At 68.8% G+C, this 25,856-nt stretch carries 21 protein-coding genes; 14 read left to right on the top strand and 7 right to left on the bottom strand.

From position 1 onward, the window contains the following. The first annotated feature begins 77 nt into the window (after positions 1-77). Positions 78-5,642 (top strand): NACHT domain-containing protein, encoded by a 5,565-nt coding sequence (locus Aco03nite_RS27045; RefSeq protein WP_203799203.1) that lies wholly within the window; start codon positions 78-80, stop codon positions 5,640-5,642. Positions 5,643-5,669: 27 nt separating this feature from the next. On the opposite strand, the gene Aco03nite_RS27040 is transcribed toward Aco03nite_RS27045, so the two are convergent. Continuing rightward, positions 5,670-6,275 (bottom strand): TetR/AcrR family transcriptional regulator, encoded by a 606-nt coding sequence (locus Aco03nite_RS27040; RefSeq protein WP_239145453.1) that lies wholly within the window; start codon positions 6,273-6,275, stop codon positions 5,670-5,672. A 98-nt stretch (positions 6,276-6,373) separates the two neighbouring features. Here Aco03nite_RS27040 and Aco03nite_RS27035 point away from each other — a divergent pair, with 98 nt between their 5' ends. Then, positions 6,374-7,069: an alpha/beta fold hydrolase gene (locus Aco03nite_RS27035; protein WP_203799199.1), complete on the top strand. Its 696-nt coding sequence runs from the start codon at positions 6,374-6,376 to the stop codon at positions 7,067-7,069. Positions 7,070-7,085: 16 nt separating this feature from the next. Here Aco03nite_RS27035 and Aco03nite_RS27030 read toward each other — a convergent pair whose 3' ends face one another. Continuing rightward, a complete protein-coding gene (locus Aco03nite_RS27030; protein ID WP_203799197.1) occupies positions 7,086-7,649 on the bottom strand; it encodes a hypothetical protein in 564 nt (187 codons plus the stop codon). A gap of 264 nt (positions 7,650-7,913) precedes the next feature. Between Aco03nite_RS27030 and Aco03nite_RS27025 the strand changes: the two genes are divergently transcribed. Then, positions 7,914-9,530: a BTAD domain-containing putative transcriptional regulator gene (locus tag Aco03nite_RS27025; RefSeq protein WP_203799195.1), complete on the top strand. Its 1,617-nt coding sequence runs from the start codon at positions 7,914-7,916 to the stop codon at positions 9,528-9,530. Between the two features lie 44 nt (positions 9,531-9,574). On the opposite strand, the gene Aco03nite_RS27020 is transcribed toward Aco03nite_RS27025, so the two are convergent. After that, positions 9,575-9,994 carry a DUF8189 domain-containing protein gene (locus Aco03nite_RS27020; protein WP_203799193.1) on the bottom strand — a complete coding sequence of 140 codons (420 nt, stop codon included), beginning with the start codon at positions 9,992-9,994 and terminating at the stop codon, positions 9,575-9,577. 255 nt (positions 9,995-10,249) lie between these two features. Between Aco03nite_RS27020 and Aco03nite_RS27015 the strand changes: the two genes are divergently transcribed. The 5 genes from Aco03nite_RS27015 to Aco03nite_RS26995 all read left to right on the top strand — a co-directional run bounded on the left by Aco03nite_RS27015 (position 10,250) and on the right by Aco03nite_RS26995 (position 15,415). Continuing rightward, entirely contained in the window at positions 10,250-12,580 is a 2,331-nt protein-coding gene (locus Aco03nite_RS27015) for a glycoside hydrolase domain-containing protein (protein ID WP_203799191.1), read from the top strand. Beyond that, the gene (locus Aco03nite_RS27010) at positions 12,577-13,110 is read left to right on the top strand and encodes a hypothetical protein (protein WP_203799189.1); all 534 of its coding nucleotides are present in this window, start codon (positions 12,577-12,579) and stop codon (positions 13,108-13,110) included. The genes Aco03nite_RS27015 and Aco03nite_RS27010 overlap by 4 nt, the downstream gene beginning before the upstream one ends. 21 nt (positions 13,111-13,131) lie before the next feature. Continuing rightward, positions 13,132-13,704 carry a hypothetical protein gene (locus tag Aco03nite_RS27005; RefSeq protein WP_203799186.1) on the top strand — a complete coding sequence of 191 codons (573 nt, stop codon included), beginning with the start codon at positions 13,132-13,134 and terminating at the stop codon, positions 13,702-13,704. 51 nt (positions 13,705-13,755) lie between these two features. After that, positions 13,756-14,220 (top strand): hypothetical protein, encoded by a 465-nt coding sequence (locus Aco03nite_RS27000; protein ID WP_203799184.1) that lies wholly within the window; start codon positions 13,756-13,758, stop codon positions 14,218-14,220. Between the two features lie 91 nt (positions 14,221-14,311). Continuing rightward, positions 14,312-15,415: an FUSC family protein gene (locus Aco03nite_RS26995; RefSeq protein ID WP_239145452.1), complete on the top strand. Its 1,104-nt coding sequence runs from the start codon at positions 14,312-14,314 to the stop codon at positions 15,413-15,415. A gap of 11 nt (positions 15,416-15,426) precedes the next feature. On the opposite strand, the gene Aco03nite_RS26990 is transcribed toward Aco03nite_RS26995, so the two are convergent. Beyond that, the gene (locus Aco03nite_RS26990) at positions 15,427-16,275 is read right to left on the bottom strand and encodes an alpha/beta fold hydrolase (protein WP_203799182.1); all 849 of its coding nucleotides are present in this window, start codon (positions 16,273-16,275) and stop codon (positions 15,427-15,429) included. Positions 16,276-16,376: 101 nt separating this feature from the next. Between Aco03nite_RS26990 and Aco03nite_RS26985 the strand changes: the two genes are divergently transcribed. After that, positions 16,377-17,246, top strand: coding sequence for an AraC family transcriptional regulator (locus tag Aco03nite_RS26985; protein WP_239145461.1), 870 nt, complete (start codon positions 16,377-16,379; stop codon positions 17,244-17,246). A gap of 156 nt (positions 17,247-17,402) precedes the next feature. Here the strand turns inward: Aco03nite_RS26985 and Aco03nite_RS26980 are convergent, their stop codons facing one another. From Aco03nite_RS26980 to Aco03nite_RS26970, 3 genes are all read right to left on the bottom strand, one after another. Then, the gene (locus Aco03nite_RS26980) at positions 17,403-18,401 is read right to left on the bottom strand and encodes a hypothetical protein (RefSeq protein WP_203799178.1); all 999 of its coding nucleotides are present in this window, start codon (positions 18,399-18,401) and stop codon (positions 17,403-17,405) included. Between the two features lie 236 nt (positions 18,402-18,637). Then, positions 18,638-19,501, bottom strand: coding sequence for a sensor histidine kinase (locus tag Aco03nite_RS26975; RefSeq protein WP_203799176.1), 864 nt, complete (start codon positions 19,499-19,501; stop codon positions 18,638-18,640). 47 nt (positions 19,502-19,548) lie between these two features. Beyond that, on the bottom strand, positions 19,549-20,118 hold the full coding sequence (locus Aco03nite_RS26970) for a hypothetical protein (RefSeq protein WP_203799174.1): 570 nt from the start codon (positions 20,116-20,118) through the stop codon (positions 19,549-19,551). A 181-nt stretch (positions 20,119-20,299) separates the two neighbouring features. On the opposite strand from Aco03nite_RS26970, the gene Aco03nite_RS26965 reads away from it, so the two are divergent. The 5 genes from Aco03nite_RS26965 to Aco03nite_RS26945 all read left to right on the top strand — a co-directional run bounded on the left by Aco03nite_RS26965 (position 20,300) and on the right by Aco03nite_RS26945 (position 25,856). Beyond that, complete coding sequence (locus Aco03nite_RS26965) at positions 20,300-20,899, top strand: hypothetical protein (protein WP_203799172.1); 600 nt, start codon at positions 20,300-20,302, stop codon at positions 20,897-20,899. Between the two features lie 527 nt (positions 20,900-21,426). Further along, positions 21,427-22,491, top strand: a complete 1,065-nt coding sequence (locus Aco03nite_RS26960; RefSeq protein ID WP_203799167.1) for a BMP family ABC transporter substrate-binding protein — start codon at positions 21,427-21,429, stop codon at positions 22,489-22,491. Position 22,492: 1 nt separating this feature from the next. Next, the gene (locus tag Aco03nite_RS26955) at positions 22,493-23,983 is read left to right on the top strand and encodes an ABC transporter ATP-binding protein (RefSeq protein ID WP_203799147.1); all 1,491 of its coding nucleotides are present in this window, start codon (positions 22,493-22,495) and stop codon (positions 23,981-23,983) included. Continuing rightward, complete coding sequence (locus tag Aco03nite_RS26950; RefSeq protein WP_203799143.1) at positions 23,980-25,005, top strand: ABC transporter permease; 1,026 nt, start codon at positions 23,980-23,982, stop codon at positions 25,003-25,005. Before Aco03nite_RS26955 ends, Aco03nite_RS26950 begins: the two co-directional genes overlap by 4 nt. Beyond that, complete coding sequence (locus tag Aco03nite_RS26945) at positions 25,002-25,856, top strand: ABC transporter permease (RefSeq protein WP_203799141.1); 855 nt, start codon at positions 25,002-25,004, stop codon at positions 25,854-25,856. Before Aco03nite_RS26950 ends, Aco03nite_RS26945 begins: the two co-directional genes overlap by 4 nt.

Genomic DNA, 25,856 nt, shown 5'->3' with positions numbered 1-25,856 from the left:
ACGGGTCGGTCGTTCGGCCCGACTTACCGCACTGATCGATTGACGCCGATGGGTTTTACGCTTGGGACGATGACGTGGTGCGAACGTCTCTGCTCGGACGACTCGTCGTTGCCGGTATCTTCGCCTTTACCGCACTCCTCATCGGCGGCCTTGCCGTCGCCCTCACCCGTCTCGGTCTCGAGCGCGCCGACCAGCTCTCCAGCGTTCTGGCCATGTTCATCGGTGTTTTCGCCTTCGGCGCCGCTGTGGTCGCACTGCGCCAGGGCCGGATCACTTCGAGACCGGTCCGGACCCGAAGGCAGCGGACCGCTTGGGGCCGACGGCCACTTCGCGACGACGTGCGGCGGCTGCTCCAGGACATCGAGGTAGCCGCCGACCGGTCGCCGAGCCGTCTCCTGCGTGACCGTCGGAACGAGGTGTCCACCGTTTACGTACAGCAACGGGTGGAACAGCCTCAGCCCACAGAGAGCCGTACGGATCGACGCCAGCACCGTCCGAGCCGCTTCTCCGACGAGCGGTTGTTCCTGCCGTTCGACCAGCGTCCCCGAGTCATCCCGGTGCGCCGTCCACTGGAGAAGGTCTTCGATCAGCACCGTCACCTGCTCATCGAGGGCGGCCCCGGTACCGGCAAGTCGACCACGGCAGCGCAGATCTGCCGTCAGCTGGCCAGGGCCTGGCTGCACGCCGACGAGCGCGGGCGCCGGTTGACGGCGAAGCCCCTGCTGCCGTTGCTGGTCACGGCTCGCTCACTTGCGGTCCATGCGGACAAGAAGTGGCCGCAGGCGCTGGCGGCGGCCGCGTCGCAGGGCCTCGGGATGGCAGCCCGCGACTCGGTCGATCCGGATCTGCTCGCCGGTGCCATCGACAGCGTCGAGTGGCTGATCGTGATCGACGGCTTGGACGAGGTTCCGGGTGACGAGCGAGAGACCTTCATGGCGGTGCTGTCCGGATGGACGGCCTCAACCGACCGTCCCTGGCGTCTGCTGATCACAACCCGACCCATCGCCGGGCATGCCACCGCGATGCTCGGCGCTGGGTCGATCGGCCACTACACGCTGCTCCCGTTCGACCGGCGGATGCTCGCCGACTTCGCCCACCGCTGGTTCGAGCCTTCACCGGAGGCAGCGGACCGTGCTGCCGGCTTCTTGTCTCAGATCGCGTCAGCCGGCCTGCATGAAGTCGCCGCGGTCCCGTTGATGGCGACTATCGCGATCACCGTGTACGACGATGATCCGGATTCCCGACTGCCGCGGAACCGCCACGACCTGTACGAACGTTACCTGCACTGGCTCCGTCAGAACAACGCTGCTCGGCGATCCGCGGCACGCGCCGCGCTGATCGCCGCTCTGGACGGGGACCGTCACGCTCCCGCTCTGGTCGCCGCGCTCTGCGACCGTACGGATGATCTGATCGAGGAAATCGCGGTGGTACGGGTGCGCAGCCGGCGCTCGCTGATCCTGACCGCGATGGAGTGGCTGCGCCGGGAGACCGGGCCGATCGGTGGCGGTCCGGCCGAGGACGTGGCGGAACTCGTCTCCGAGGTGTTGCTCAGCACGGGACTGCTCAGCATTCGGGATGCAGGGCCGGACTTCATCCACCTGACGTTCGCCGAGCACTTCGCTGCCCGGCGGTTTGCCGCGGACCTGCCGGATCGCTTCGACGCGGGTGACGCGGGATGGCGCCGCGCACTGCATCTCGCGGTCCGCGACGAGCCGGGCGCGATGGCGGTGCTGATCAGGTGGACCAAGTTCCATCCCGGGAACGGAGACCTGCTGAGCTGGTTGCTCAGCGGTGTCGCCGCCGACAGATCCACCGCGGTACGACTGGTCGCTGAGGGCGCGGAGGCTTCCGTCGAGCAGACGGCCACGTGCCTGGACTCCCTGGTTCATCAGCTGGTGGGGGTGACGATCGCCAGCGCGGTCGAAATAACCGCTCCGCTGCGCCGGTTCCCGATGTCCCCGATGCTTGTCGACTGGCTCGCGCGCCGACTCGAGATCGCCGAACCGGGGTCGGCGGCATGGTCGGCGATTGCTGCGATTCTTGCGGACCGTGACCGCTCACGACGGTCGGCGCTGGTGGCGGAGTTACTGGCCGAGGCCGCCGAGGGGGACTCGCTGACCGCTCGGCTGGCCGCGGTGGTGGCCCTCGAGACCATCGGCTCCGACCGGGAGCCGGAACTCGCCAGCCTGCTGACTGACGCCTTGACGACGATCGAGGGCACCATCGCTGATCGGGTCGCCGTCGCGAGTCACCTCATCGACAGAGAGGGCGAACCGAGGGAGCGGGCACTCCAGGTGATGCGGGACGCCCTCCGCGATGTCGCATCTCAGGTGGATGAACGGCGGCTGGCCGCGGAAGCTCTGGCCGAATGGGATGGTGACTCCCGCCAGTTGATCCTCGCTGAGCTTCGTGCCACTCTCGGCCGGCCGGACATGTTGATCTACGAACTGGCGGGGACGGCGGAGACCACCCTCGCAGTCGATCAGTCGTGCCGATCCGAGATCGCTGCGCGCTGCTCATACTTCCTGTCCGAGATGAACATCGACGACCGCAGTCGTATCGAGGCTGCTCGGCTGTTGACGGAGCTGGGACCGGAATATCGCTCCGACGGGGTTCAAGTTCTGCGTCATCTGTCTTTTGCCGACCACGTAAGTCCGGACGACCGGATGCATGCCGCACTGAAGCTGGCCATGGTGGGCGAGGATTCTTGGCCGGAGGTGATCGAAGCGGTCTGCCGGGCCTTGTGTGACGGTGGCCGGTCGCCGCGGAGTCTCGTCTATTCCGTTTCCTTCGGGAAAATCGAACGTGATTTACGTGATCAAATAGCCGATGCTATCGAGACGTTGACACGCGAATCAGGATTCGATGCCGCGACCGAATCTCGAGTCCGGTCACTGGCTGTCGACCTCGACCCTAGATTTCAACCCGATGCGGATGCGGGGTTGAAGGCTGCCGCAGCACGCCCATGGACCACTAAGGAGACCGGCAGCCACATCCGGCGAGCGGGCGAATGTTCTCTGCCAGCCGGTGGCGAATTCTTTCGGCGGCTGAAGCCGATTATGATGAGCCCTGATATTGATCTTTCAGGTAGCTTGGTGTTTAGCTCAGTCAGCCTCTTGCGCACAATCCGAGGTGCCGATGATGCGATCGATTCATTGGTCCACGATTTAATGACCACATCATCTACGCAGCCCCGTGATCAGCTTCGCTCGGCGCTTATGCTGATGAGTCATCCTTCGCATTATGTGTCAGCAAAAGAAGTCGTGCTCAGTATCAAGGCGGCTCCCACGAAGCGTTGGAACCTCCTTATTCACTACAGGGCTGTTATCCGTCAATTTCATCCCGCCTTCGATATCGTCGAGTCATATGCGCGCGACCCGCACATTGATCCCACCTATCGTGTTGATGCTGTTCCGATTCTAATCGAGTTTATGCCGCAGCGGGCAGCGGAGTGGGTGTCATTGTTGCCGGATATGTTGTCGGAGCGGACCAATGACTCGATCGATCGCCGTTGGATAGCAATCAGGCTTGCCGAGAATCGCTTGCTGGCCGATGCCGTCCGAGTACTGGAGGCGACAGTAGACGAGGCCTACACGCCAGGTGAAGAGCGTGCCGACGCCCTCTCCTGGCTCGCGCAGACCGAGAGGAACGGAACTGGTCGGTATCGAGCTGGGCTGCTGGCGTTGTTCTCGGACCGGTACGAGCTGATCGAACACCGGGTGCAAGCACTGCAAACGCTCCAGCGCCATGGGGACGGCAGCACTGTCCCGCCACTGGAGTTGACCGACGACCTGCTGTGGGCCCCGGTTCCCTCGGCCTACGACGCTCAACGCACGGCCGAGATTCTGTTCCGCTCCGGGTGGGGACGTGAACTGGCCGTACGAGAAGCAATCGGAGATCTACTTCTTCGGCTCCTCGCCCGGCCCGATCCTCGCGGCTACGTGTCGCCAGAGACCGTCCGCCGGCTGGCCCTCATCGAAGGGGTCAGAGCGGCGATCCTGACTGCCCTCGAAGCTGAGCGGCCCACCGTGGCGGCAGTGGCCAGCGCCGTCATGGTCCTCCCGCAAGAGGAAGCGGCGGCGTTGGCCGGGATCCGTCGGATTCTGGAGGAGCCGGCTGCTACACCTGGGGACCGAGCCCGGGTGCTGGAGCTACAACTAGGCCTCTCATCCGAGCACCGACTGTCCGCCATAGAGGGGCTTCACACTGCCCTGCGTACCCGGCCAGACGAGACGATGCCCGCGCCGATCGATGCGGTCGATGCCGCCCGGCTGCTATACCTCGTCGTCCAGAGCCGGGCTGAGGCCGGTGCGGAGCTTGCAGCGGTCGTCAGTGATGACGACGAGACCTGGCGCCGCCGCCGTGCGGCCCGAGCCGTCCTGACCGAGGAGGGTGGCCCGACCGCGCTCAGGCACGCAGACCTGTCGTACGTGGCCGAATGGTGCGACGACAGGCTGTCACTGACCGATCGATGCGCGGCTCTGGTGCAGCGAGCCGACGAGGTGCCGGGCGTGCTGCCGGACAGCATCAGCCGCCTCCGCGGCGCGCTGGGCACCGTCAACAGCAGGACTGACCGGATCACCGTCCTGTCGGCCATCGCGAGCGCCGACCCGGAACAGAACGAGCACCTGTCCGAACTTCTCGCTCTGATGAGCGCGGCCGAAAAGGACTTCGAAGCCACGATCGAGATCGCGCGGAAGCTGAGCAGGGGCACACCCGTACAGCGGCATCGTGCCGGCCTGGTGGTGGAAAGGCTCCTCGACCATGAGGACTTCACGCCAGCACGTCGACTCAAACTGCTCACCGAGCTGAAGCGGATGCTGCCGGACACCGTACGCCGGGTAGCGAACGAGGCGACCGCTATCGCGACTGACAGCGGCCTCAACCCGTCCGTCAGAATCCAGGCGGCCGTCCTCCTGGCGGGCCTCGGGTCGGGCGCCTCCGCACGGCCGGCCCACAACGTGCTCCACGATCTGTTGAACGAACCGGAAACGCCTGGATATCTCCGTGTGCTCGCCGGTCAGGCCCTGCTCGACGGGCCGGGGCCCCAACGCGCGGATACCCGGTCCCGCCTACTGGAGTTGGATGGCCATCCGAGCGATCGTCTGGCAGCGGCCATCGTGGTACTACATGCCGATGGTCCGGAGCCGGCAGTTCGCCTCCGTCGACACGGGCCGTCGGCATCGCAACGTGTCATCGAGTTGTCGACTCTGCCGGATACGCCGCCGCATATCGTCCTGACCGCGGCGAAAGCGCTCGGTGGCACCGGAGCCTGGGCGGACCGCGAAGCCGCCGCGACCATCCTGCGGCGGTTGGCGGGTGATCAAAAAGTGCATCCCCTTGTGCGCCTTGCTGCGCTCGCGGCCATCCCCGAACTGGACTTTACGCACGCGAGCACCTGTGCTGAGCGTCTGCTCCTCGCGGTGGCCGACGCAGGCAGCCCGTTCGACCACAGGCGATGGGCAGCTGAAGGTCTGGCCGAAATCTCGGGTCCAGGTCAGCGCCGTGCCCGTGACGCGCTCCTGGCATTGGACGGTAGCCATCTCGACCGGCGTGCTCGGCGGCGGCTGCGACGGTCCATCGCCTCCATAGGGAACGGGTCGGGCTGGATTCCCGGGCAGGGAGTTCAGCCGGGTGTCTGAGTAGAACGGCGGCGTACCACGACGGTTTCAGCGGGCGAGCAGTTCCCGGGTCAGTGCGGCGGTGAGCCAGGATTGCGATTCGTCGAGTGACCAGCCGAGGTCGTCGGTCCGGACGAAGTAGGCGGTGTTGCTGAGGTAGATCCACAGGAGGTCCTGGGCCCGGTCCACGTCGATGCCGTCGCTGAGCGCGTCCAGCTGGGCCAGGCGTTCGGCGGTCAGCCGCAGGCCGTTACGGAGGCTCGCCTCGGCGATCTTCATGCTGTCGCGGACGGTGGGTTCCTGCGGTGCGGCAGCCGCCACCTGGCGCATCAGCGGTGCCCACTGCTCGAACTTGGCCCGGGTCGCGCCGACGACAGTGGCCAGCAGCGACTCCGGGTCGGTGACCGCGGCCAGCTCGGCGTGGATACGGGCGTTCTCCTCGGAGTTGACCGCCGACTCGATGAGCGTACGGAGCAGGCCGCTCTTGCCGCCGCCGACGGCGTAGACGGTGGCGGGCGCGACCCGTGCCGCCCCGGCGATCTGGTCGACCTTGGTGGCGAAGTAGCCCTGCTCGGTGAACAGGGTGCGGGCCGCTTCGAGGATGGCGCGGCGGGTCTGTTCGGCGTACTCGGCGCGCCGGCCGGTGGGTTGCATGTCCATGATCATAGTCGGCTTATTTCGCCAGAGTCGACTCTGATCAACATGGTACGGTCCGCCGACACGAATTCGGCAGCGAACGAAACGAGCCCCTCATGCACTACGTGTTCATCCCCGGCGCCTGGCACGGTGGCTGGTCCTGGCACGCCGTCGGCAGCCGGATCCGGGCGGCCGGGCACGGCGCGACCGCACTCACCATGCCCGGCCTGAACCTCGGCGACGACCCGGCCGGGCTGCGGCTGACCGACGCCGTCGATCACATCGTGGCCGCGGTCGAGGCTCGTGACCTGCGCGACGTCGTCCTCGTCGGGCACAGCTGGGGCGGCATCCCGATCACCGGGGCCGCGCACCGGCTCGCCGGGCGGCTGGCCGGGATCGCCTACTTCAGCGCGTTCATCCCGCGGCCCGGGGAATCCATGGCCGCCGCCATGGGCCCGATGGAAGGCTTCGTCCGCGACACGATCGCCGCCTCACCGGACCAGACCATCGGCATCGACTTCGGCTCGTTCACCCAGGGGCTGATGCCCGGCGAACCCGAGCAACTGCAACGTGTCGTCTTCGATCAGCTGCTCCCGCAGCCCGGCGGGTACATGACCGACGCGCAGGACCTTCCCGGAGTCGAGACGCTCGGCCTGCCGGTCACCTATGTGCTCGCCGAGAACGACCACGCCCTCGCCGCACCCGGCGATGAACTCGCGGCTCGCGTCGGCACCCGGCCGATCATGGTCCCCGGCGGCCACGAGGCGCTGCTCACCCACCCGGACGAGGTGGCGAAAGCGCTGCTGGCCTGACAGTACGCCCGCTGCTCTACCGGTTTCCGCGGACGGGTTCGATGCCCGCCGGAACGGTCCGGCTGAGGGGGCCGGGCGGTCCACTTCCCGCGGGCTTGATGTCGTTGAAACGGGGCCAGTTCGGATTGGTCTGTCTGATGAACGCGCCGAAGTAGAACCCGGGTTCGTTGAAGTACCACTCCAGGCGATAGGTGGTGTTGGGGCCGACACCGGAAGTCAGCGTGTTGAAGGCCCAGCCCACACTGCCGTTGGCGTTGTAGACGACCATGTTTCCGTCGTTCTGGAAGACCAGGCGGGTGCCGGCGGTGTAGGTCCTCCAGCGGACCGTCTCGCGGTCGTAGAGCACCAGGTCGCCGTTGTCCTGGAAGACCAGTCGCCAGTGCTCGTGGCCCGGGGCGGGGTTGTGCATGCACCAGTTGTTGGTCCTGGTGTACGTGTAGCTCTGCGCTCCGGACCATGCGCCGTACGTCGGCCCGGTCGCATTCCGGCAGTCGGCGGCGGCCGCCCGGGCCGGCGCGGCCATCCCGACCATGGACAGCACAGCGGCCAGTGCGGTGGCGAGCGCCATCCTCGCCGTCATTCGTCTTCTCATCTCTCTCCCCGTGCAGGTGGTGGCATGGACCCGGTTGGCGTCCATCGACACAGCGCAGCAGCGCGGCGAGTTGTTCACCAGCCCCGTACTCGGTGGACAACTCCGGAACGGGTGGCGAGTGTGCGGGCCGGCCATGGCGGGAGATCCACAGTGTGCACTGCCGATGATCAGATAGGGCTGGGCCTGGGGCTATTGGGGGTGGTTGATACGGTGTGCCCAATCGTGCGGGCCGTGGGCGGGGAGGTTGCGCGGGTGGGGGAAGTGCGGCTGTTGGGGCCGGTCGAGGTCCGTACAGCCGATGGGGTCGTTCTTGGCGGCGAACCGCGGCGCCTGGCCGTGCTGGCGGCCTTGGCGGTCGACGCGGGCCAGGTGGTGCCGGCGACCGTTTTGATCGACCGGGTCTGGGGTGAGGATCCGCCGGGGCAGGCGGTCAGGACCCTCGGCACCCACATCACGCGCATCCGGCGCATGCTCGAACAGTCCTTCGGCGATGTGACCGTGGTCAATCATCCCGGCGGCTATCGGTTGACTGCCGTGCCCGACCACGTGGACCTGATCCGGTTCCGTGACCTGGTGGTCCAGTCGAGGTCCTCGTCGTGCACACCGGAGCGCCGTGTCGAGCTGCTGCGGCACAGCGTGTCGCTGCACCGCGGCGACCCCCTCACCGGGGTGAGCGGAACATGGGCGACGCGCACCCGTGAACAACTGACCGGGGAGCTGCTGACGGCCCGGGCGGAGTGGGCCGAGGCCGAGTTGGCCGTCGGCAACGCCATGGCGGTGCTGGCGCCGCTGACCACGCTGGTCGACGCGAATCCCCTGGTGGAGCCGCTGGTCGTGGCGCTGGTGAAGGCGCTGGTCGACTCCGGGCGACCGACCGAGGCCCTGGAACGGTGCCGCCTGCACCAGCAGCGGCTCGCCGACGAGTACGGCACCGACCCGAGTCCGCAACTGACGGCGCTCTACCAGGAGATCCTGCGCGGGGACCGGCATCCGGCCGGGGCCGCCCGCGTCCCGACGGAGCCGGAACGTGCGGCGCCGCCCCCGCCCCAGCCTCCGACTTCGCCGCCGGTCGCCGACCGGCCCGTTTCCCCGGGAAAACGCCGCCGGTACGGCATGGCAACCGTCGCGGTGGGAACGACGCTCGCCGTGACGCTGGGCACCGTCGCGATGTTCCGCCGGTCCGGCCGCACCGCCCCCGCTCCCGCCCCCTTCACCGTCACCGAGGACTTCTCCGGCACGACCCTGACACCGATGCAGTGGGCCGCCAATCAGGCCCAACGGGAGAACGGCTCGTCGTGGTCGCCGAGCGCGGTCCGGGTCGAGGGCGGCGAACTGCAGATCCGCGGTACGGGGCGGAACCCGACCGGCGCCGGCAACGTCGCGGGCGCCGTCTGCTGGTGCCTGGAACAGGGAATCGTGCGCAGCTACGGGATCTGGGAGGTCCGGGCCAAGTTCGACGTCGGCTCCGGCTACGCCCCGGCCATCGGGTTGTATCCCGCCGCCGAGCCGGGCACCCCGGGCTGGGGCTTCATGACGATGGCCCGGTTCGACGAGGGTGATCGCCGGGTCATGTATCCGGTGATGCGCGGGGCTGAGGCCGAGCATGTCGACGGTGCCCCGGTGACCGGGGATTTCACCGCCTGGAACACGTATGCGATCGAGTGGCGGCCCGGTTTTGTCACCGTCTCCCTGAACGGTGCGGTCATCCTCGACAGCCGCAGGTTGCCCGACCCGGTGAGCATCCCGACCGTCCCGATGTTTCTCTACGTGCAGATCAACCCCGGGCCGGAGGGCTCGATCCCGGCCCCGAACGAGGAGACACCGAGCCAGGTCACGGCCCACGTCGACTGGGCGCGCTACACAAGCTGAGCAGCCCCCACCGGACGGTGAGGGCTGCTCGATATCAGGGCCGGTCAGACGAGCGACCAGGCGCCCCACGCCCCGGTGGTGCCGTTGCGGTGGCGGGAGTAGCGGTAGCCGTTCGAACCCGTCGCTTCGATGAGGATGTGGTTCGTGTTGTTGTGCTTGACCACCACGGGGCTCCAGACGCTGCCCTCCATGTTGTACCAGGCGTCGTTCCAGGTGCCGCCGCCGAGCTGCCAGCGGGAGTAGACCGCGTGGTTCGGGCCCACCACGAAGACCTGCTTGCGGCCGTCGGCCAGGGTGGCCGTGGCCACGCCGTAGTCACAGATGTAGGTGCCGCCGAGCGTGGCGTGGTGGCAGGTGGCCTCGGCTGCGGCAGCCGCCGCGTTGGCCGGGCTGCCGGGCAGAGCCACGGCCGCCATCGCCATCGCCATCGCGGATGCCGCTACCAGTTTGATGAAGCGCTTCACGCGTCTCCCTTTCGTCTTCGTCGATGCCGTTCACCGGATCCGAACATGTCGTTCGCTGCAAGACCATCACCGAGAACCCCCGACGATTCGGCTGTGGAATCCCTGCGGTGCAGGTCAACCACCCCGTCAGGACCGGGTGAGGCTGCTGTCCCCTGGCTGGTGGCTATCTGTCCCCGGGGACAGATAGCTGTTCACTGACGGGCCCGGCGCCCCGGATGCTGCTGACGTCACCTCAGCGACGGCGGACGGAGGAGCGTGGACGAGCGGGTCCGGCAAGCACAGCAATGGGTCAACACCACCTACCGATCGGTGGCCGGGTTCGTACCCGTGCCCGAGTCGGGGCAGACCGGGTGGCCGACGATGTACGCGCTCACCCGGGCGTTGCAGCACGAGCTCGGGATCGCGACGTTGTCGGACGCGTTCGGGCCGGGAACCCTGGCGGCGCTGAACGCCCGGGGGCCGATCGGGATCGGGCAGGCGACCGGGAACATCGTCAAGATCATCCAGTCGGCCTGTTACTGCAAGGGCTACGATCCGGGCGGCATCACCGGAACGTTCGGGCTCGGCACCGAGAGCGCGATCCTGAACCTCACGGCGGACGTCTTCGGTGCCGGCGCCGGCCAGCGGACGGTGACGCCGAAACTGTTCAAGGCGCTGCTGACGATGGACGCGTACGTCCAGGTGTCCGGCGGCACCCCGGCGGTCCGGGTGGTCCAGCAGTGGCTGAACAGCCGCTACCTGAACCGGGCGAGTTTCTTCGTCATCCCGTGCGACGGCATCTTCTCCCGCGACGTGCAGAAGGCCATGTACCTGGCGGTCCAGTACGAACTCGGCATGAGCGACGCCGACGCCACGGGGGTGTTCGGGCCGGGAACCCGGTCCGGGCTGGCCGGGCACGAACTCGCCGAGGGCGCGACCGGGATCTGGGTGCAACTGTTCAGCGCGGCACTGATGTTCAACCGGGTCGCGCTCGGCGACGGATCGGTGTGGTCGACGTTCACCACCTACTTCACCCCGGCGCTGGCGTCGGCGGTGCGCACCCTGCAGCAGTTCTCGGTGCTGACGGTCAACGGCCGGGCCGACTACGCCACCTGGTGCCAGGTGCTGGTCTCGACCGGGGATCCGGGGCGGCGCGGTGAGGCGTGCGACTGCGTCACCGAGATCACCGACGACCGGGCCCGCACCCTGTACGCGGCCGGATACCGCTACATCGGCCGCTACCTGGACGAGGACGACCTCACCGTCATCGACAAGATGATCCGCCCCGGCGAACTGGCCACGATCTTCCGCAACGGGCTGCGGGTGTTCCCGATCAGCCAGTACTACGGCCGTGAGGTCGGCGTGTTCACCTACGCCAACGGGTACTCCGACGCCCGCCGGGCCCACACGGCCGCGGTCGGCTACGGCTTCGCGACCGGAACCGTCATCTACTTCGCCGTCGACTACGACGCCACCGACGCCGAGATCGGCTCGCACATCATCCCCTATTTCCAAGGGGTGGTCGCCGGGCTCGCGTCCTCCGGGAAACGGTATGTGCACGGCGTCTACGGATCACGCAACGTCTGTGCCCGGGTGACCGCTCAGACGTACGCCCGCTGGTCCTTCGTCTCCGGAATGTCCTATGGCTTCTCCGGCAACATGGGCTTTCCGCTGCCGGACAACTGGGCGTTCAACCAGGTCCAGACCCTCACCGTGGGTCAGGACGCCGGAAAGATCGAGATCGACAAGAACATCTATCGCCCGGGTACGGATCCCGCGGTCGCCGCGGTCAACGTGACCGCGACCGGACTGGAGCAATTCCTGGAGTACGTCACCAAACTGCACCAGCGGGCGGTGGCCTACGGCGGGGACCGTCCACCGAACCAGCTGGTGCTGGAGTTCCTGCGCCACGAGGACTACAACGACCTGCCGTGGCGGACCCTGATCGGAACGGTCGACGGCACCTTCATCACGTACGTCAAACAGCTCGGCATCGACATGGTCCGCGAGGTCCGCGACCCGTTCTTCGGCATCGACCTGAAGGTGTCGCACCTCGGCGCCTCCTGCAACGGCGCCCTGGTCGACGGCCGGCCCGGCGGCAACGACGTGAACCGCGGCGACGTCGCGGGATGGGGCGGTGACCTGATGACCTTCTACGGCGAGTGGCGGCGCGACTCGAACCAGTACCCGTCCGGGCTGGCCTACTGCCGGGAGAAACTGGCCAAGGTCAGCGACCCCACCACCGGCGGTACGTTCAAACTGCGCGACCTGATCGAGGACGCCGACGCGTTCAACCTGGCCCGGCGGCTGGGCGGCACCGCGAACATCGCCGACGTGTTCACCGCCTACTACCGCGACGGCGGCACCCTGACCCGGTTCTCCCGCTACTACGCCGACCGGTTCAACGGCCAGCAGAACGCCAAGGCCATCGCCCGGACGATGCTGACCACCGAAGCCGACCTGGTCATCCTGGCCGGCCGTGACTACCTGATCCGGTCCACGGCCGGCCCGCTCACCGCGATGCCGGGCGACCTGACCGACGAGAACCTGGACGCCTTCGTCCAGGGGTTCGCCGAGATGCTCCTGGACCGGGCAGGCCTCGGATGAGCGCGCGACTGTCCCGCCGGACACTGCTGGTGCTGATGGCCGGCAGCGCGGGCACCACGATGATCGATATCGGCCCGGCCGCAGCGGCAGCGCCGGTCACGTACCGGATCGAAGGCAGCGACGCCACCGTGGCACTGGCAGCAGCGGCCGCGCCGGTGCTGCTGTACGCCGCCCGACGGTTCCACTACGAGGTCGACCCGATCCGTCCCGGTGAGGTCGCGCCGCTGTTCGGCGGAACCGGCGTGCTGCTGCGGCCCGGCGCCTATCCGGCCGGTGCCACCGATGTGCTGTTCCCGGCCCAGGTGCTGGTGATCCGCGACATCCTCGTCGGCTGCGGGGGACTGGTCCGCTGGGGCGGCGACGACCGGACCCCCTCGGCCGGCCTCTTCCGTCTCGACGTGCGGCCCGGCGATCCACGCCTGGCCGCCTGGCACGCGGCCGGGGGCAGCACTCCGGGATCCAGTCCCGATCCGCTGCAGCCCTCCCGGCGTACCGCCGCAAGGAATTTGAAAAACCGCCAGACCCGCTGACCCCACTGTGAGGAGACGTCGATGAGACGACTGTTCCGGCGCACCGCGGCGATCGCCGCGGCCGTCATCCTGGCCGTGACCGCCACCGCCACCCCCGCCCTGGCGGACCCGACCTACGCGACCGGGTTCGGCAAGTTCAACTCCGCCACCGACTGCGGCAAGTCGGTCTACCTGGCCAAGTACCAGGTCAAGTACTGGGCCTGCTCCTACAACGGTGCCGGCGTGGTGCGCACCGGCATCGCCGTGCAGAACTACGGCGACTTCCAGGTGTACGTCGAGGCCAACTACACGCGCTTCCGCAACTACATGTCGTCGCAGGCGAGTTCGGTGCAATCCTTCGGGCCCCAGGGCATCTACGTGCCGGCGCACTCCACCTGGACGGTGTGGGAGCTGCACTACTGGCAGGGCGCCGAGAGCATCTGCTCGGACAACTCCGGATGCTACGTCCAGGGCACGAAGGGATACATCGACGCGTGGGCCGGCGGCACGTCCGAGCACGGTGCGTCGGCGTACTCCCCGCTGCAGTCCATCCAGGACTGGTGCCTGGACGGGCCGCAGATCACCAACTGGCCGGACACCGGCAAATGTGACTGACGGCCCGGCCGCTCGACCCGCTCCTCGCCGCCTCGACATAATGATGTGTCGATGGATCGGGAGGGGTGGGGTGAGCGGATCGATGGCGGATCGCTCCGCGACGACGGCCCGGCACCGGACGCCGCCTGCCAGGACGGCACCGTCGGCGCCGAGATCGTCACCACGACCCCGCAGGTGTTCCGCGACGACGACGCCATCCGCCTGGAACCCAACCTCGACTTCGACGCCATGAACGGCTCCGGCCGGTACGCCCGCCACCAGGGCCTCACCTACTACTGGGGCCGTGCCGGCTCCGACGACGCCACACCTTTCGCCGGCGGCTCCCGGGTCCGGTGGCGCGTCGCCGACGGCCCGTGGCACAGCTGCGCCACCCCGCTGCCGGTGGCCGAACGGGGCTACGTCCACAGCCCCGCGGTCCCCACCACGATCGGCGGCCGCCCGGTCACGCTCCAGGTGTGCCTGTGGCGCGACGAGCCCCACCGGGAGAACTGCACCGCCGAGATCCGTACCGGCTGACGACAGCGCATCAGGCAATCTGCGTGGCGCCTTCGTGTTCGGCGACGGCCGTCGTTTGAACGGCCGCGAACCACGGGTAGATCAACTCCTCGTGTTCTCAGCCATCAATCTTCGGCAGGCAGCGGCACGGCTGCGACACGCCGCCCCTCCAGCGTTCCTGGCAGCTACCGCGGCGACCCTGGCCTGGCTCGCCGCGGCCCACCTCATCGGACATCCGGATCCCGTCTTCGCGCCGTCGGCAGCCCTCATCGTGATCGGCGAAGTCGGTGGACGCCGGTTACGGCAGAGCAGCGAACTCGTGCTCGGTGTAGCCGCCGGAGTGCTCATCGCCGAACTCGTGATCCTGACCGTCGGAACCGGCGCGATCAGCCTCTTCGTCGTGTTGCTGCTGACCGTCGGGCCCATGCTGGCGATCGGCGCCAGCAACACGCTCGTCGTACAGGCGTCGCTCTCCGCCCTGTATCTGGTGCTCGTGGCCGCGCCGCAAGGCCGGCTCGTCCCGTTCCGGTTCGTCGACGCGCTGATCGGCGGCGCCGTCGCGCTCCTGGTCACCCAGATCGCCTCCGCGCGCAAACCGCTGACCCCACTGGTCGACGCGGCGCGCCGGACGTACGCCGAGGTGGCCGCCCTTCTCGGTGATCTCCGCGACGCCCTCGACCGGTGCGATGAGACAGCCGCCGACGCCGTCCTCGACCGTGCCCATCGGCTCAACGACGGCGTCGAACACCTCGAAGCGGCGGCCCGGGCGGCAGGCGAGACGTTACGGTTGCAGATCCATCGCCGCAGACACCTGGAGCGGGTACGCAACGTCCAGGCCACGATCCGTCAACTCGAACACGTCGTCGGCGACGTGTGGGTGCTGGCCCGGCACACGGCGACACTGACCCGCCTGCACACCAGCACCCCCGACGACCTGACCCGGGCGCTGAACGCATTGATCGAGGCCGTCCGTTGCGCAGGGGAGTCCCTGGCCACCGACCTGACCGGCGACGACGATCCGGCCCGGCACGCCTGCCGCGCCGACGAGAACGCTCTCGAAGCGGTCCGCATCGCCGCGAAACTGCTCGAGTCCGCCCCGTCGGCACCGGTCACGATGGTCGTCGGCCAGATCCGGGCGACGGCCGTCGACCTGCTGCGCGTAGTCGGTCAGGACGACGTGCTGAGCCGTGTCGACGAAGCCATCGGCTGGGGATGACCGGCACGCCGTCAGTCGATGATTCGCGCTGCGGCCTCGGCGAACGCGCCGGGCTGCTCCAGGTGACCGAAGTGGCCGCTGCTCTCGAGAATGACCGGCCGGGCGCCGGGAATCCCGTCGGCCAACTGCTGTGCCCAGACCGGGCCGGCCAGGAAGTCGTGGCGGCCGGCGATGACGACGGTCGGCATGGTCAACTCGCCGAGCCGGTCGCGTACGTCGAACGGGGCCGGATCCCCGGCGCCGGCCGGCACGGCGTACATCCGCAATGCGGTCCGGAAGTTCGCGAACTCCTCGCGCCGGGCCCAGAAATCGGCGAAATAGACCGGGACGGCCGCGGCGAAGGCCCGGCTGAGCACGTCGTCGCCGTCGGTGACGGCGGCCAGCGCCGCACGGAACAGGCCGGGCACGGCTGCGGCTTCCGGTACGTCCGGGTGGCGCTGCGGGTGGGCGTCGAGCCCGGCCATCCCCGCCTCCCAGAACTCCTGCCCCGCATATGGTGAGGTCGAGTAGAGGATGAGCCCGGCAACCCGATCCCGGTGCTCCAGGGTGTACGTCTGCGCGACGAACCCGCCGAAGGAGTGACCGAGCACGTACACCGGCTCGGTGCCCAGATGGTCGACGACAGCGCCGAGGAACCGCGCGTACGTCGCGAGCCGGTAATCTTCGGCCGGAAGCCGCCCGGACCCGCCGGTGCCCACCGGCTCGAGATAGACCATCGTGAAGCGTTCCTCCAACTCCGGTGACCGAAGATACGCCCAGCCCAGGCCGGGCCCGCCGGAGTGGACGACGCAGTACGGGCCGCGCCCGGCCACGTGGAAAACCTGCCGGACACCGTTTACTTCAAGGCTTTCGTTTCGCACTCACCCACTGAACCGTCCCGGCCCCCGGCCCGCCATACTGAGATCTCGCAGACACATACGCATCCCCTTCGCGCACCGGCGGTATCGTCCGCGCGGTGGACATGATCAGCGAGGCGGTCGCTACCGCAGGGGCCGGCCGGGCAGTGGCCGTCCGGAACCGCTATGCCGGCTCGTGGACCACCCGTTTTCCCGCCATCAACGGTGCCGGCCTGCACATCGTCCGGCAGGGAGCACCGTTCCTCATTCCGGAGCACGGCGATCCGGTACGACTGGGCCCGGGCGACATCGTCTTCGTGCCGCAAGGGCCACCGCACGGCTTCAGCAGCGAACCCCGCCCGTTCCGGGACCTGCCGCCGGAGCGCGTCCCGTCGCCGGACCCCGACCCGTACGACGTCGACTTCGTCTCCTGCTGCTACCACCTCGACCGTGGGCGTGCCCACGAGTTGCTCACCGGACTGCCCGACGTCATCACGCTGCGCGTCGACGATCCGGGCGTGCGGGGACTCGCCGACCTGCTCGGCGACCACGCGCCCGGACAACACCCCGGCGACGACGTGGCACTGCCCGCCATCATGGACCTGCTCCTGGTCCGGCTCCTGCGGATCTGCCACGACCGGCAGGGCGTCCCGCCATCGCTCGACCCGGCCATCGCCCGCGTCCTGACATCGATCCAGGAAAACCCCGGCAAACCCTTTTCGGTACGGCAGTTGAGCGCTCTGGCACGGATGTCGCCCGCCACTTTCGCCCGCCGATTCACCGAGGCCACCGGCGAGACCCCCGGCGCCCATCTCACGCGCCGACGGCTCGACCAGGGCGCCCGGCTGCTGCGCCACACCGACCTGCCGCTGGCGGCGATAGCCGAGCGGCTGGGCTACGCGACGGAGTTCAGTTTCTCGGCCGCGTTCAGCCGCGAGTACGGCACGGCACCGGGCCGTTTCCGCCGCCGGCATCGCGACGTCGCCCAGGGCTGAGATCCTACTGGGCGGCTTGCGCCGTCATCAGGCACTGTGCGTTGCTGTCGCGCATGGGGCTCACCTCCCTCGGGGAACCCCTCCAGGGGGTGGTCGAGATACATGCCGACCACCCGCAGCGCGATCGGCTCCGGCCAGCATTCATAGCGACCTGGGCTAGAAGCCCTGTGCGATGTAGTTCCCGAAGTTGACCGGGGGCGGCAGAACGGTTGCGTCGGGGCACGTGGGGTCGTCGCTCGGCGCTTGCCGTGGCCATTGCAGGAGGTAGTACACGGTCCGGTCGGTGCTGTTGATGGCCTGCCGCAGCGAGCTGGCCGCAATGGAGTCGTTGTTGAACGCCTCGCCGATCGTCCAGCCCTGCTTGGTGTAGCCGTACTGGTTCATCATGGTGTGTGCGGTGGTGAACAAGGCGCCCTCGTCGACCCCGTTACGACGGTAGAAATGGAAGTCGAACAGGTACGGCGCGTTGTTCCCGTACACCTTGGGGATGTTCTGGATCCGGCCGGCGTAGCCGATGGCGGAGAACCCGACCGTGTCCTTCTTGTCGAAGGCGTTGGTGTAGTCCTTCCACAGTTGCTGTGTATAGCGGAGCAGGAGCGGCTGGAGGTCCGTCGGCACCGCCTCGTTGCACAGGTCGATCCGGTAATGGAGGCCGGAGCCGGCGATGATCGGGCGCAGGTTGGCGATCAGTCTCCAGTTCTCCTGGTAGATGTCCTCATTCCAACTCGTCCAGTTGTATGCGGCGTTCTCGCCGATGGGCATGAACGCCACCTGGATCTCGACGAAGCCGGCGTCCTTGATCGCGCGCAGCAGATCGGCCAGGTTCTGCCGGTTCGCGGCGGAGATATTGCCGCCGGTGGAGTCCATGCAGGTTCCGGTGTCCGCACGGTGCCGGTGGATGATGTGCACCCGTAGCCGTGCCTGGCCGGCCGCACGCATCGCGGCGAGCTGACTGCGGATCAGGTCCGGGGCTTTGTGGAACGAGTTGACGACGCCGTACGGTTCCCGGTTGCAGCCGTCGATCTGGTACCAGCCGTAGTTGGACCCGCCCCGGGAAGTCGCCTCGGCCGGCGCTGCCAGGGAAGAACCCGGCCGCCAGCCGACGAGCCCGGCCGCGCCGACCGCCGCCGACCCCAACAACATCCTGCGACGCATCGCGCCACCCCTTCCGATCATCGCCCCGAACCGAACCGTCGCGAGCCAGGCGAGTAGACCGGCCGACCTTGCCCTCCGGTCGTCACCTGACGCGGAGAAGGATCGGCCCCCGTGATTTCTTGATCAAGATATAGCGAAGCGCCCCTTGTTGTCCGACCCGTGTCAGTGCGGTGGCCCACCGAACCGGTGAGTGACGCGGTGGTGACGACGGGCAGGTGCCCGTCCGCAGGACTGGGTCAGGGCAGCGGGATGCTCGCCGACAACCTGGTCCCAGGGTGCAGGTCGACGAGCCGGAACGTGCCGCCGAGATCCTCGCAGCGGCGCCGCATCGACTCCAGGCCGACTCCGGTCGGCGTGCTCGTCGCGCCGCCCACGCCGTCGTCGTCCAGTACGACCCGCACGACCGCGCCGACACGTCGCACCTCCATCCACGCGTGGGAAGCCGACGCGTGCCGGACGACGTTCGAGAGTCCCTCGTCGACCAGCCGGAAGACGGCCACCTCGACGGCGGCAGGCACGTCGGCGAGGTCACCGGCGACGCTCAGCTCGATGACCGGCCCACCGACTTCGTGCCGCCCACCGATCTCGTGTCGCCGGACGATGAGAGACAGAGCCGCCGGGAGCCCTCGGTGCAGGGCCGGCGGATCCAGCCCGGCCCCGGTGTCCGGTCCGGCGGCGGCCGACTCCATCAGTGTGATCGCGTCCTTCAACCGCCCCCGATCGCCGGTACGGGACGCCGACGTCCACATCAGGGATGCGAGATTCGACTGGCGTGACGCGTACCGCGGATCCTCCGGATCGGTGGTGTCGAGCGCCTGCCGGCTGACCGCGAGCGCCTCCCACAGCTCGTCGACATCCCCGGTACGGTCGTAGCTGCTGCTCAGGTCGCTGGCGAGGTTGGTCAGCAGCGACGGGTGGTGCGGGTGCCCGGCTCCGGCGAGCAGTGCGGCGCGGTGTGTGTCGATCGCCTCCCGTAGCGGCTCCGGATCGCCGGTGAGCAGGTAGGACTCGCGCAGCGCGTTGCCGAGGTTGCCGAGCGCGACAGGCCGGGACGGGTGTCCCGGTGGCAGCATGTCCAGGGCTGCGCGCTGCGCCGTCATCGCCTCGTCCAGGTCGCCGGGATCGCCGGTGGTGTCGAAGCCGAGTGTCAGCGAGTTCGCCAGGCCCAGCCACAGGGCCGCCTGTTCCGGGTGGCCCTCGGTTTCGGCGACGGCCCGGCGGCCGAGTGCGATCGCCTCGTCCAGGTCCGCCCGGCCGGTGCTGAGGCGATAACGCAGGCGCAGGGCGTTCGCGGTGTTCGCGCGATACGTGGGCAGGTCACCGGCGCCGATCCGCTCCGTCGCAGCAGGGTCAGTCCGAGGGCGGCGGCCGTGGACAGATCCGGTGGCCGCGTGGTGTCGAACATCGCAGCGATGCCGGCGGGCAGGCTGTCCGGGAAACTCGTGTCCACGGTGGAGAGGAAGGCCAGCGCATCGGCCAGTTCGGGCTCGTTGGAGCCGTCCGGCAGACACTGGTAGCGCAGCCAGTGCAGCCGCAGGCGCACCGTCGGATCGTCGCCCAGTCCCGGTGTCGCCCGCAGCAGGGCGGCCGCCTCGGTGGTCCCGTCGGCGAGCAGCGCCTCCGGTTCGGCGGAATCCAGCGCCGCCATCACCGTGACCAGAGCTTCCTCGCCCACTGTCACCCCCGATTCGCTCGTGGTGACGGTATCGTTGCGCATCTCCGCACCGCTGAGCCGAGGAGACGGGCTTGCCGAACCCGCGTGACCTCAATGTCCTCGACCATCTCACCGCATGGGAACTGACGGACCAGCGCTGGGACCGGGTCCGCGCAGCTCTCACTATGGCGAAAGGAGACGTTTGCTCACCAAAAGGCTCAGTATTCGTCCAGAGTTCAATTTGATGATCATTCGGGACGCGGAACTTCCCCGTGACGAGGAAGCAGCCCGCGAGGCAAGGCACCGCGCTGGCCTGGGGATCGTCGCAGCCAGTAACGAGGCGGTCTACATCTGCGCCACTCAGAGAATCATCCCGGTGCAGTTGGTCGTGAAGGCTTACAGTCGATCCCGAGTAGTCGAAGACAATTCCGGATGGGACGGAGTCTTCGACTTCGTGGTCGACTTCCCCAGCGGTCTGTTGCACTTCGGTGACACCTTCCACTGCGCAGACGGGCTGGAGCTGCCGGCCGGTGCTGGACGCCTCGCGGTAACCGTTCTGCACGCTGGCCGGGAGGCCGTGTTCAGGACTCTCCGCGCCATCGACCATCTCGATGGTCCTGAACGGGAACGCCTCATCGACGGTAACGCCGACATCGAGCGCTACCTTGTCATCGTCGCCCCCGTGGGATTCACCGGCCATCCGAACCCCGGCAACGGTGGAGGTGAACCCTCAAGTGCCGACAGCGAGTACCGTTGTCATGATGGTGCCCGTCGCTCCCGGTGCACTCAACTCAGGAACGATCCCGTCAGGTTGAGACCCCTCGGGAGTAGGCGAGCTGCATGACGGCTGGCCTCAGGCATCTCGGTCAACGTGGCGTCCGTGGTGATCCCCACACCAGAAATGCGGCACCGGCGGCCAAGTCCACGGTCGACAAGGAAGCGCTCGGCCACAACTGTGGTCTTCGACTACTGCGACGACCAACTCGGCATTCGAAGCAGCAGTAACGGGGCCATCCAGGTGGAAGGCGACTGGTATTGCCCATCCATGCCCATCGGCCTGATCAACGCGACGGCGCAGTACCGGGCCGAGAGGGGCATTCGGCGTGCACTCCTACGGTCGTGCACCTGCATCGACTGACCAGCGGCAGAGGGCCCGGCCGGGACGGCCGTGAGGAGAGCGAACCGGGGGTAGGTGTGCCAGGTGAGCACGGTGGCGATCGGATCCCGTACCCGGAGGCGCAGCGGGCCCTGACCTTCGGCTCGCCCCCCGGTGCCGCCGAGAACGTAGTCGTCACCATCGATTGACTGGTCGACGGATGTCCGCATCGGACGGACCTTTACGAAATCGACAGCTGTGAGTTTACTGGGCGGGTGAAGAGAGCAATCCTCGCCGCCGCCAGCCTGCTCCTGCTCACCGCCTGCGTCAGCAACGACGCCACCGCGACTCCGGAAGCGCCCCCGGGAATCAACGAAGCGGGGACGCTCCCACCGGGCGAGCCCGACGTCAACGGTGACGGCAAGGTCGTCATCGGGGTGCTGAGCCCCGGCGACATCAACGACAACGGCTACTACGAGAGCTTCGTCGTCAAGGCCGAGGCGTTCGCCACGAAGCAGGGCTGGCAGGTGATCAAGCGGGGCAGCGTCCCCGTCGCCGAGGCACTCAACGCCGCCCGCGCGCTCTGCCAGCAGAAGGTCGACATGGTCGCGATCGGAGCCGCCGAACTCAAGGACGCGATCCCCGCCTCCACCGAGGCGGTCTGCCAGAAGACCGCCTGGTACGTGCCCTCGTCCGCGAACGTCGCGCAGACCCCCGAGATCACGCTGTCCAGCGACGACCCGAACCAGTCGATGCTCGTCGCCGGGTACGCCGCCGGGCTGCTCATGCGGGAGAAGGGCACCACGAAGGCCGGCTTCGTCAGCGGGCCCGAGGCCGACTTCACCGTCGTGGCCGCGACCGCGTTCAAGGCCGGGATCCGCGAGATCATCCCCGAGGCGACGCTCGTGACCACGTACGCCGGGGATTTCAACGACTCCGGCAAGGCGCGCGAGGCGGCGAACGCGCAGATCAGCCAGGGCGTCGGCGCGCTCTACCCGTATCTGGGTGGCGCCACCGACGCGGCGACGGCGCTCGCCAACGAGAAGAAGCTGATCACGCTGACGCCCGGCACCGACCGTTGCGACTCCACGAATCCGGCGTTCGACGTGTCGGTGCTGTTCGACCCGGGCGACTACTTCGAGGCCGCGCTGACGCTGTTCGCCGCGGGGCAGCTGCGGATGGGTGTCACGAAGGTCTGGCAGCTGGGCGTCGACCCGTACCCGACGGTGAAGTTGTGTCACGGCACGCCTGAGCAGAACGCGAAGCTGGCCGCGTTCATCGCCGACATCGGCGCCAAGAAGATCGATCCGGCGGCGGAAGTGAAGAAGCTCGGCAACTGACATGGGCGCGCTCACGCTGCGGGGCATCACGAAGCGGTACGGCACGGTCGTCGCCTGCGACGCCGTGGATCTCGACGTCGAGCGTGGCGAGATCCACGGCCTGCTGGGCGAGAACGGCGCGGGCAAGTCGACCCTGATGCGCATCCTGCTCGGCCTGGAGACCCGAGACGCGGGCACGATCCTCCGCGACGGCCGCCCGGTCACCGCCGGCAGCCCGCGCGAGGCCGTGGCGCTCGGGATCGGCATGGTGCACCAGCATTTCAGCCTCGTCGAGCCGCTGACGGTGTGGGAGAACGTCATCCTCGGCGACACCGGCCGGATCCGGCGCTCCCGCGCCTGCGCGGAGATTCACGAGATGAGTCAGCGGTACGGGCTGCCTGTCGATCCGCTGGCGACGGTCGCGTCACTGTCGGCCGGCGAACGGCAGCGCGTCGAACTGATCAAGTGCCTGCGCCGCGACCCGGCAGTGCTGATCCTCGACGAACCGACCTCGGTGCTGACCCGCGCCGAGTCGGCCGAGCTCTTCGCCGTGCTGCGCCGGGTGGTCCGCTCCGAGGGCCGCGCGGTCGTATTGATCAGCCACAAGCTGGCCGAGATCACCGCCGCCACCGACCGGGTCACCGTGCTGCGCCACGGCCGCGTGGTCTTCCGCAGCGCGACCGCCGCGACGGACGTGGCCGAGCTGGCCCGCCAGATGGTCGGCCGCGAGGTCGCCGACGCCGCCGCGCTCGGCCTGATCCCCGCCGCGCCCCACGTCCCGGAAAAAGCCCAGGGCGATCCCGCGCTGCGGATCCGCGGCCTGACCGCCCCCGGCCTGACCGGAATCGACCTCGAGGTACGCCCGGGGGAGATCGCCGGCCTCTACGGCGCCGAGGGCAACGGCCAGGCCCAGATCGGCGACGTCCTCTGCGGCCTCGTCACCCCGGACGCCGGCACCGTCGAGGTCGGCGGCGTCCCCGTCGACCTGCGCACACCCGGCGCCCTGCACACCGCCGGCCTCGGCATCGTCCCCGAGGACCGGCACCGGGCCGCCGTCGTCCCCGCCATGAGCGTCGCCGCCAACCTGACCATGAAGGATCTCGGTACGCGCGTCTGGCTCGACCGCCGCCGCCTGCGCCGTCGCGCCCGCGAACTCGCCGCGGAGTTCGGCGTCGTCGCAACCTCCCTCGACGCGCCGCTGAGCAGCCTCTCCGGCGGCAACCAGCAGCGCGTCGTCCTCGCCCGCGAACTCTCCGGCGACCCGCGCGTCCTGGTCCTCGCCCAGCCCACCCAGGGCCTCGACGTCGGCGCCGCCGAGGACCTCCACGAGCGCCTGCGCCGATGCGCGCACGACGGCATGGCAGTGCTGCTCATCTCCACCGAGATCGAGGAAGTGCTCGGGCTCGCCGACCGGGTGCTGGTGATCGCTTCCGGACGTGTCGCGGGTGAGCTGCACGCCGCCGAGGCCACCCCCGAACAGCTGGGGATGCTCGTCGGGGGAGGCGCCGGGTGACGCGTACCGCCGCCTGGTCTGCCCTGGCCCTGCTGGTGTCGGCCGTGCTCATCGTCGCCACCGGCGGCTCCCCGGTCGAGGCGATGCAGGCTCTCGTACGCGGCAGCGTGGCCGACGCGACAGCGATCAGCGTGACGCTGCTGTACGCGGCCCCACTGCTGCTCATCGCCGCCGGCGCCTGCGTCAGTGCCTCCGCCGGCGTGTTCAACATCGGTCAAGAAGGTCAAGTGCTCATCGGTGCCCTCGCCGGCGCCGCCGCCGGGCTGCGCCTCGCCCTGCCCGGCCCCGCGCTGATCGCCGTCGTCGGGCTGGCAGGCGCGCTGGCGGCCGGATTCTGGGCGTGGCTCAGCGCCCTCATGCATCGGCTGCGCGGCGTCGACATCGTGGTCAGCACGCTGCTGATGACGTTCGTCGCCCAGCAGGTCGTCGCGTTCGCGGTCAACACCCCGTGGCTGCTGCAGGAGTCGCGCCTCGGCCGGGCGACCGTGCTGCCGCAGACGAACAAGCTCCCGCCCCGCGCGCTGCTCGGCTCGCTGGGCAGCTACCCGGGACTACAACTCAACGCGGGTCTACTGATCGCCGTCGCGGCGGCCGTCTCCGTCGCCGTGCTCCTCACGCGTACGAGATGGGGTTTCCGGGTCACGATGCTGGGGCTCAATCCCGCGGCCGCGGCGCACTCCGGCGTACGCGTCACGGTGGTGACCGGTTCTGCCCTCGCCATTTCCGGCACCCTCGCCGGACTCGCCGGTGCCGTGCTGCTGACCAGCCCGCTCAGCACCAACCGGCTCCAGCCCGGTGGCACCCTCGGCCTCGGCTGGGACGGCCTGCTCGTCGCACTGATCGCCCGCAACCGGCCGCTGCTCGCGATCCCCGTCGCGCTGCTGTTCGCCGTGCTGCGCTCGGGCGGCAGCTTCCTCGCGGCCACCGGCGTCCCGTCCTACCTCGCCGACATCGTGAAAGCGTTACTGGTTCTCGCTTTCGTCGCCCCGCGGGTTCCCTGGAGAAGGCTGGCCGTCGCATGAATCTCCTCGACGACCTCGGGACCGTTCTCTCCAGCAGCCTGCGCCTCACGGCCCCGCTCGCGTTCGCCGCCTGCGGCGAGTACCTCGCCGAACGCGCCGGCACCCTCAACATCTCCGTCGAGGCCATGATGCTCGGCGCGGCCTTCAGCTCGGTAGCCGTCGCCGGCGCCACGGGCAGCGCCACCACCGGCCTGGCCGCCGGCGTGCTGACCGGCGCGCTGATCGGCCTGATCCACGGCAACCTCGCCCACCGCCTCACGATCAACACGTTCGTCGTCGGTCTGGTCCTCAACGCGCTCGTACTCGGCCTGACCAGCTTCCTGATCGCCGGCGCCACGTTCGGCAGCCGCCCGCCCCAGCGCTGGCCGCTGCTCCTGCTGCCCGGCATCGTCCTGCTGACCTGGTGGCTGGTCGAACGCAGCCGGTGGGGCCTGGAACTGCGCGCTGTCGGTGAGAACCCGCGCGCCGCCGACATGACCGGCATCCGGGTCGGCCTGCGCCGCCGCCAGGCACTGCTCTGGTGCGGCGCCCTCGCCGGGCTCGGCGGCGCGTACCTCGCGGTGGGGGAGGTCGGCTCGTTCAACCAGAACATGACCGCCGGCCGCGGCTACCTCGTCATCGCCGCGGTCATCTTCGGCGGCTGGCGCCTCGGCCGCACCCTCGTCGGCTGCGCGGTCTTCGGCCTCGCCGACGCGCTGCGGCTCGCCCTGCCCGCGCTGGGCGTGACCCTGAACTCGCAGCTGCTCATCGCCGCCCCGTACCTGCTGGCTCTGCTCGCGATGGTGCTCTTCGCCACCCGGCACCGCCGGCCCCGCGCCCTCGGAAAGCCCTTCGTCCGACAGGAGCCCTGA

The organism is Actinoplanes couchii (genome assembly GCF_016862075.1).
Classification (GTDB): domain Bacteria; phylum Actinomycetota; class Actinomycetes; order Mycobacteriales; family Micromonosporaceae; genus Actinoplanes; species Actinoplanes couchii.
Note: the sequence above shows the minus strand (reverse complement) of the source record. Positions and strands in the feature narration are given on the sequence as shown.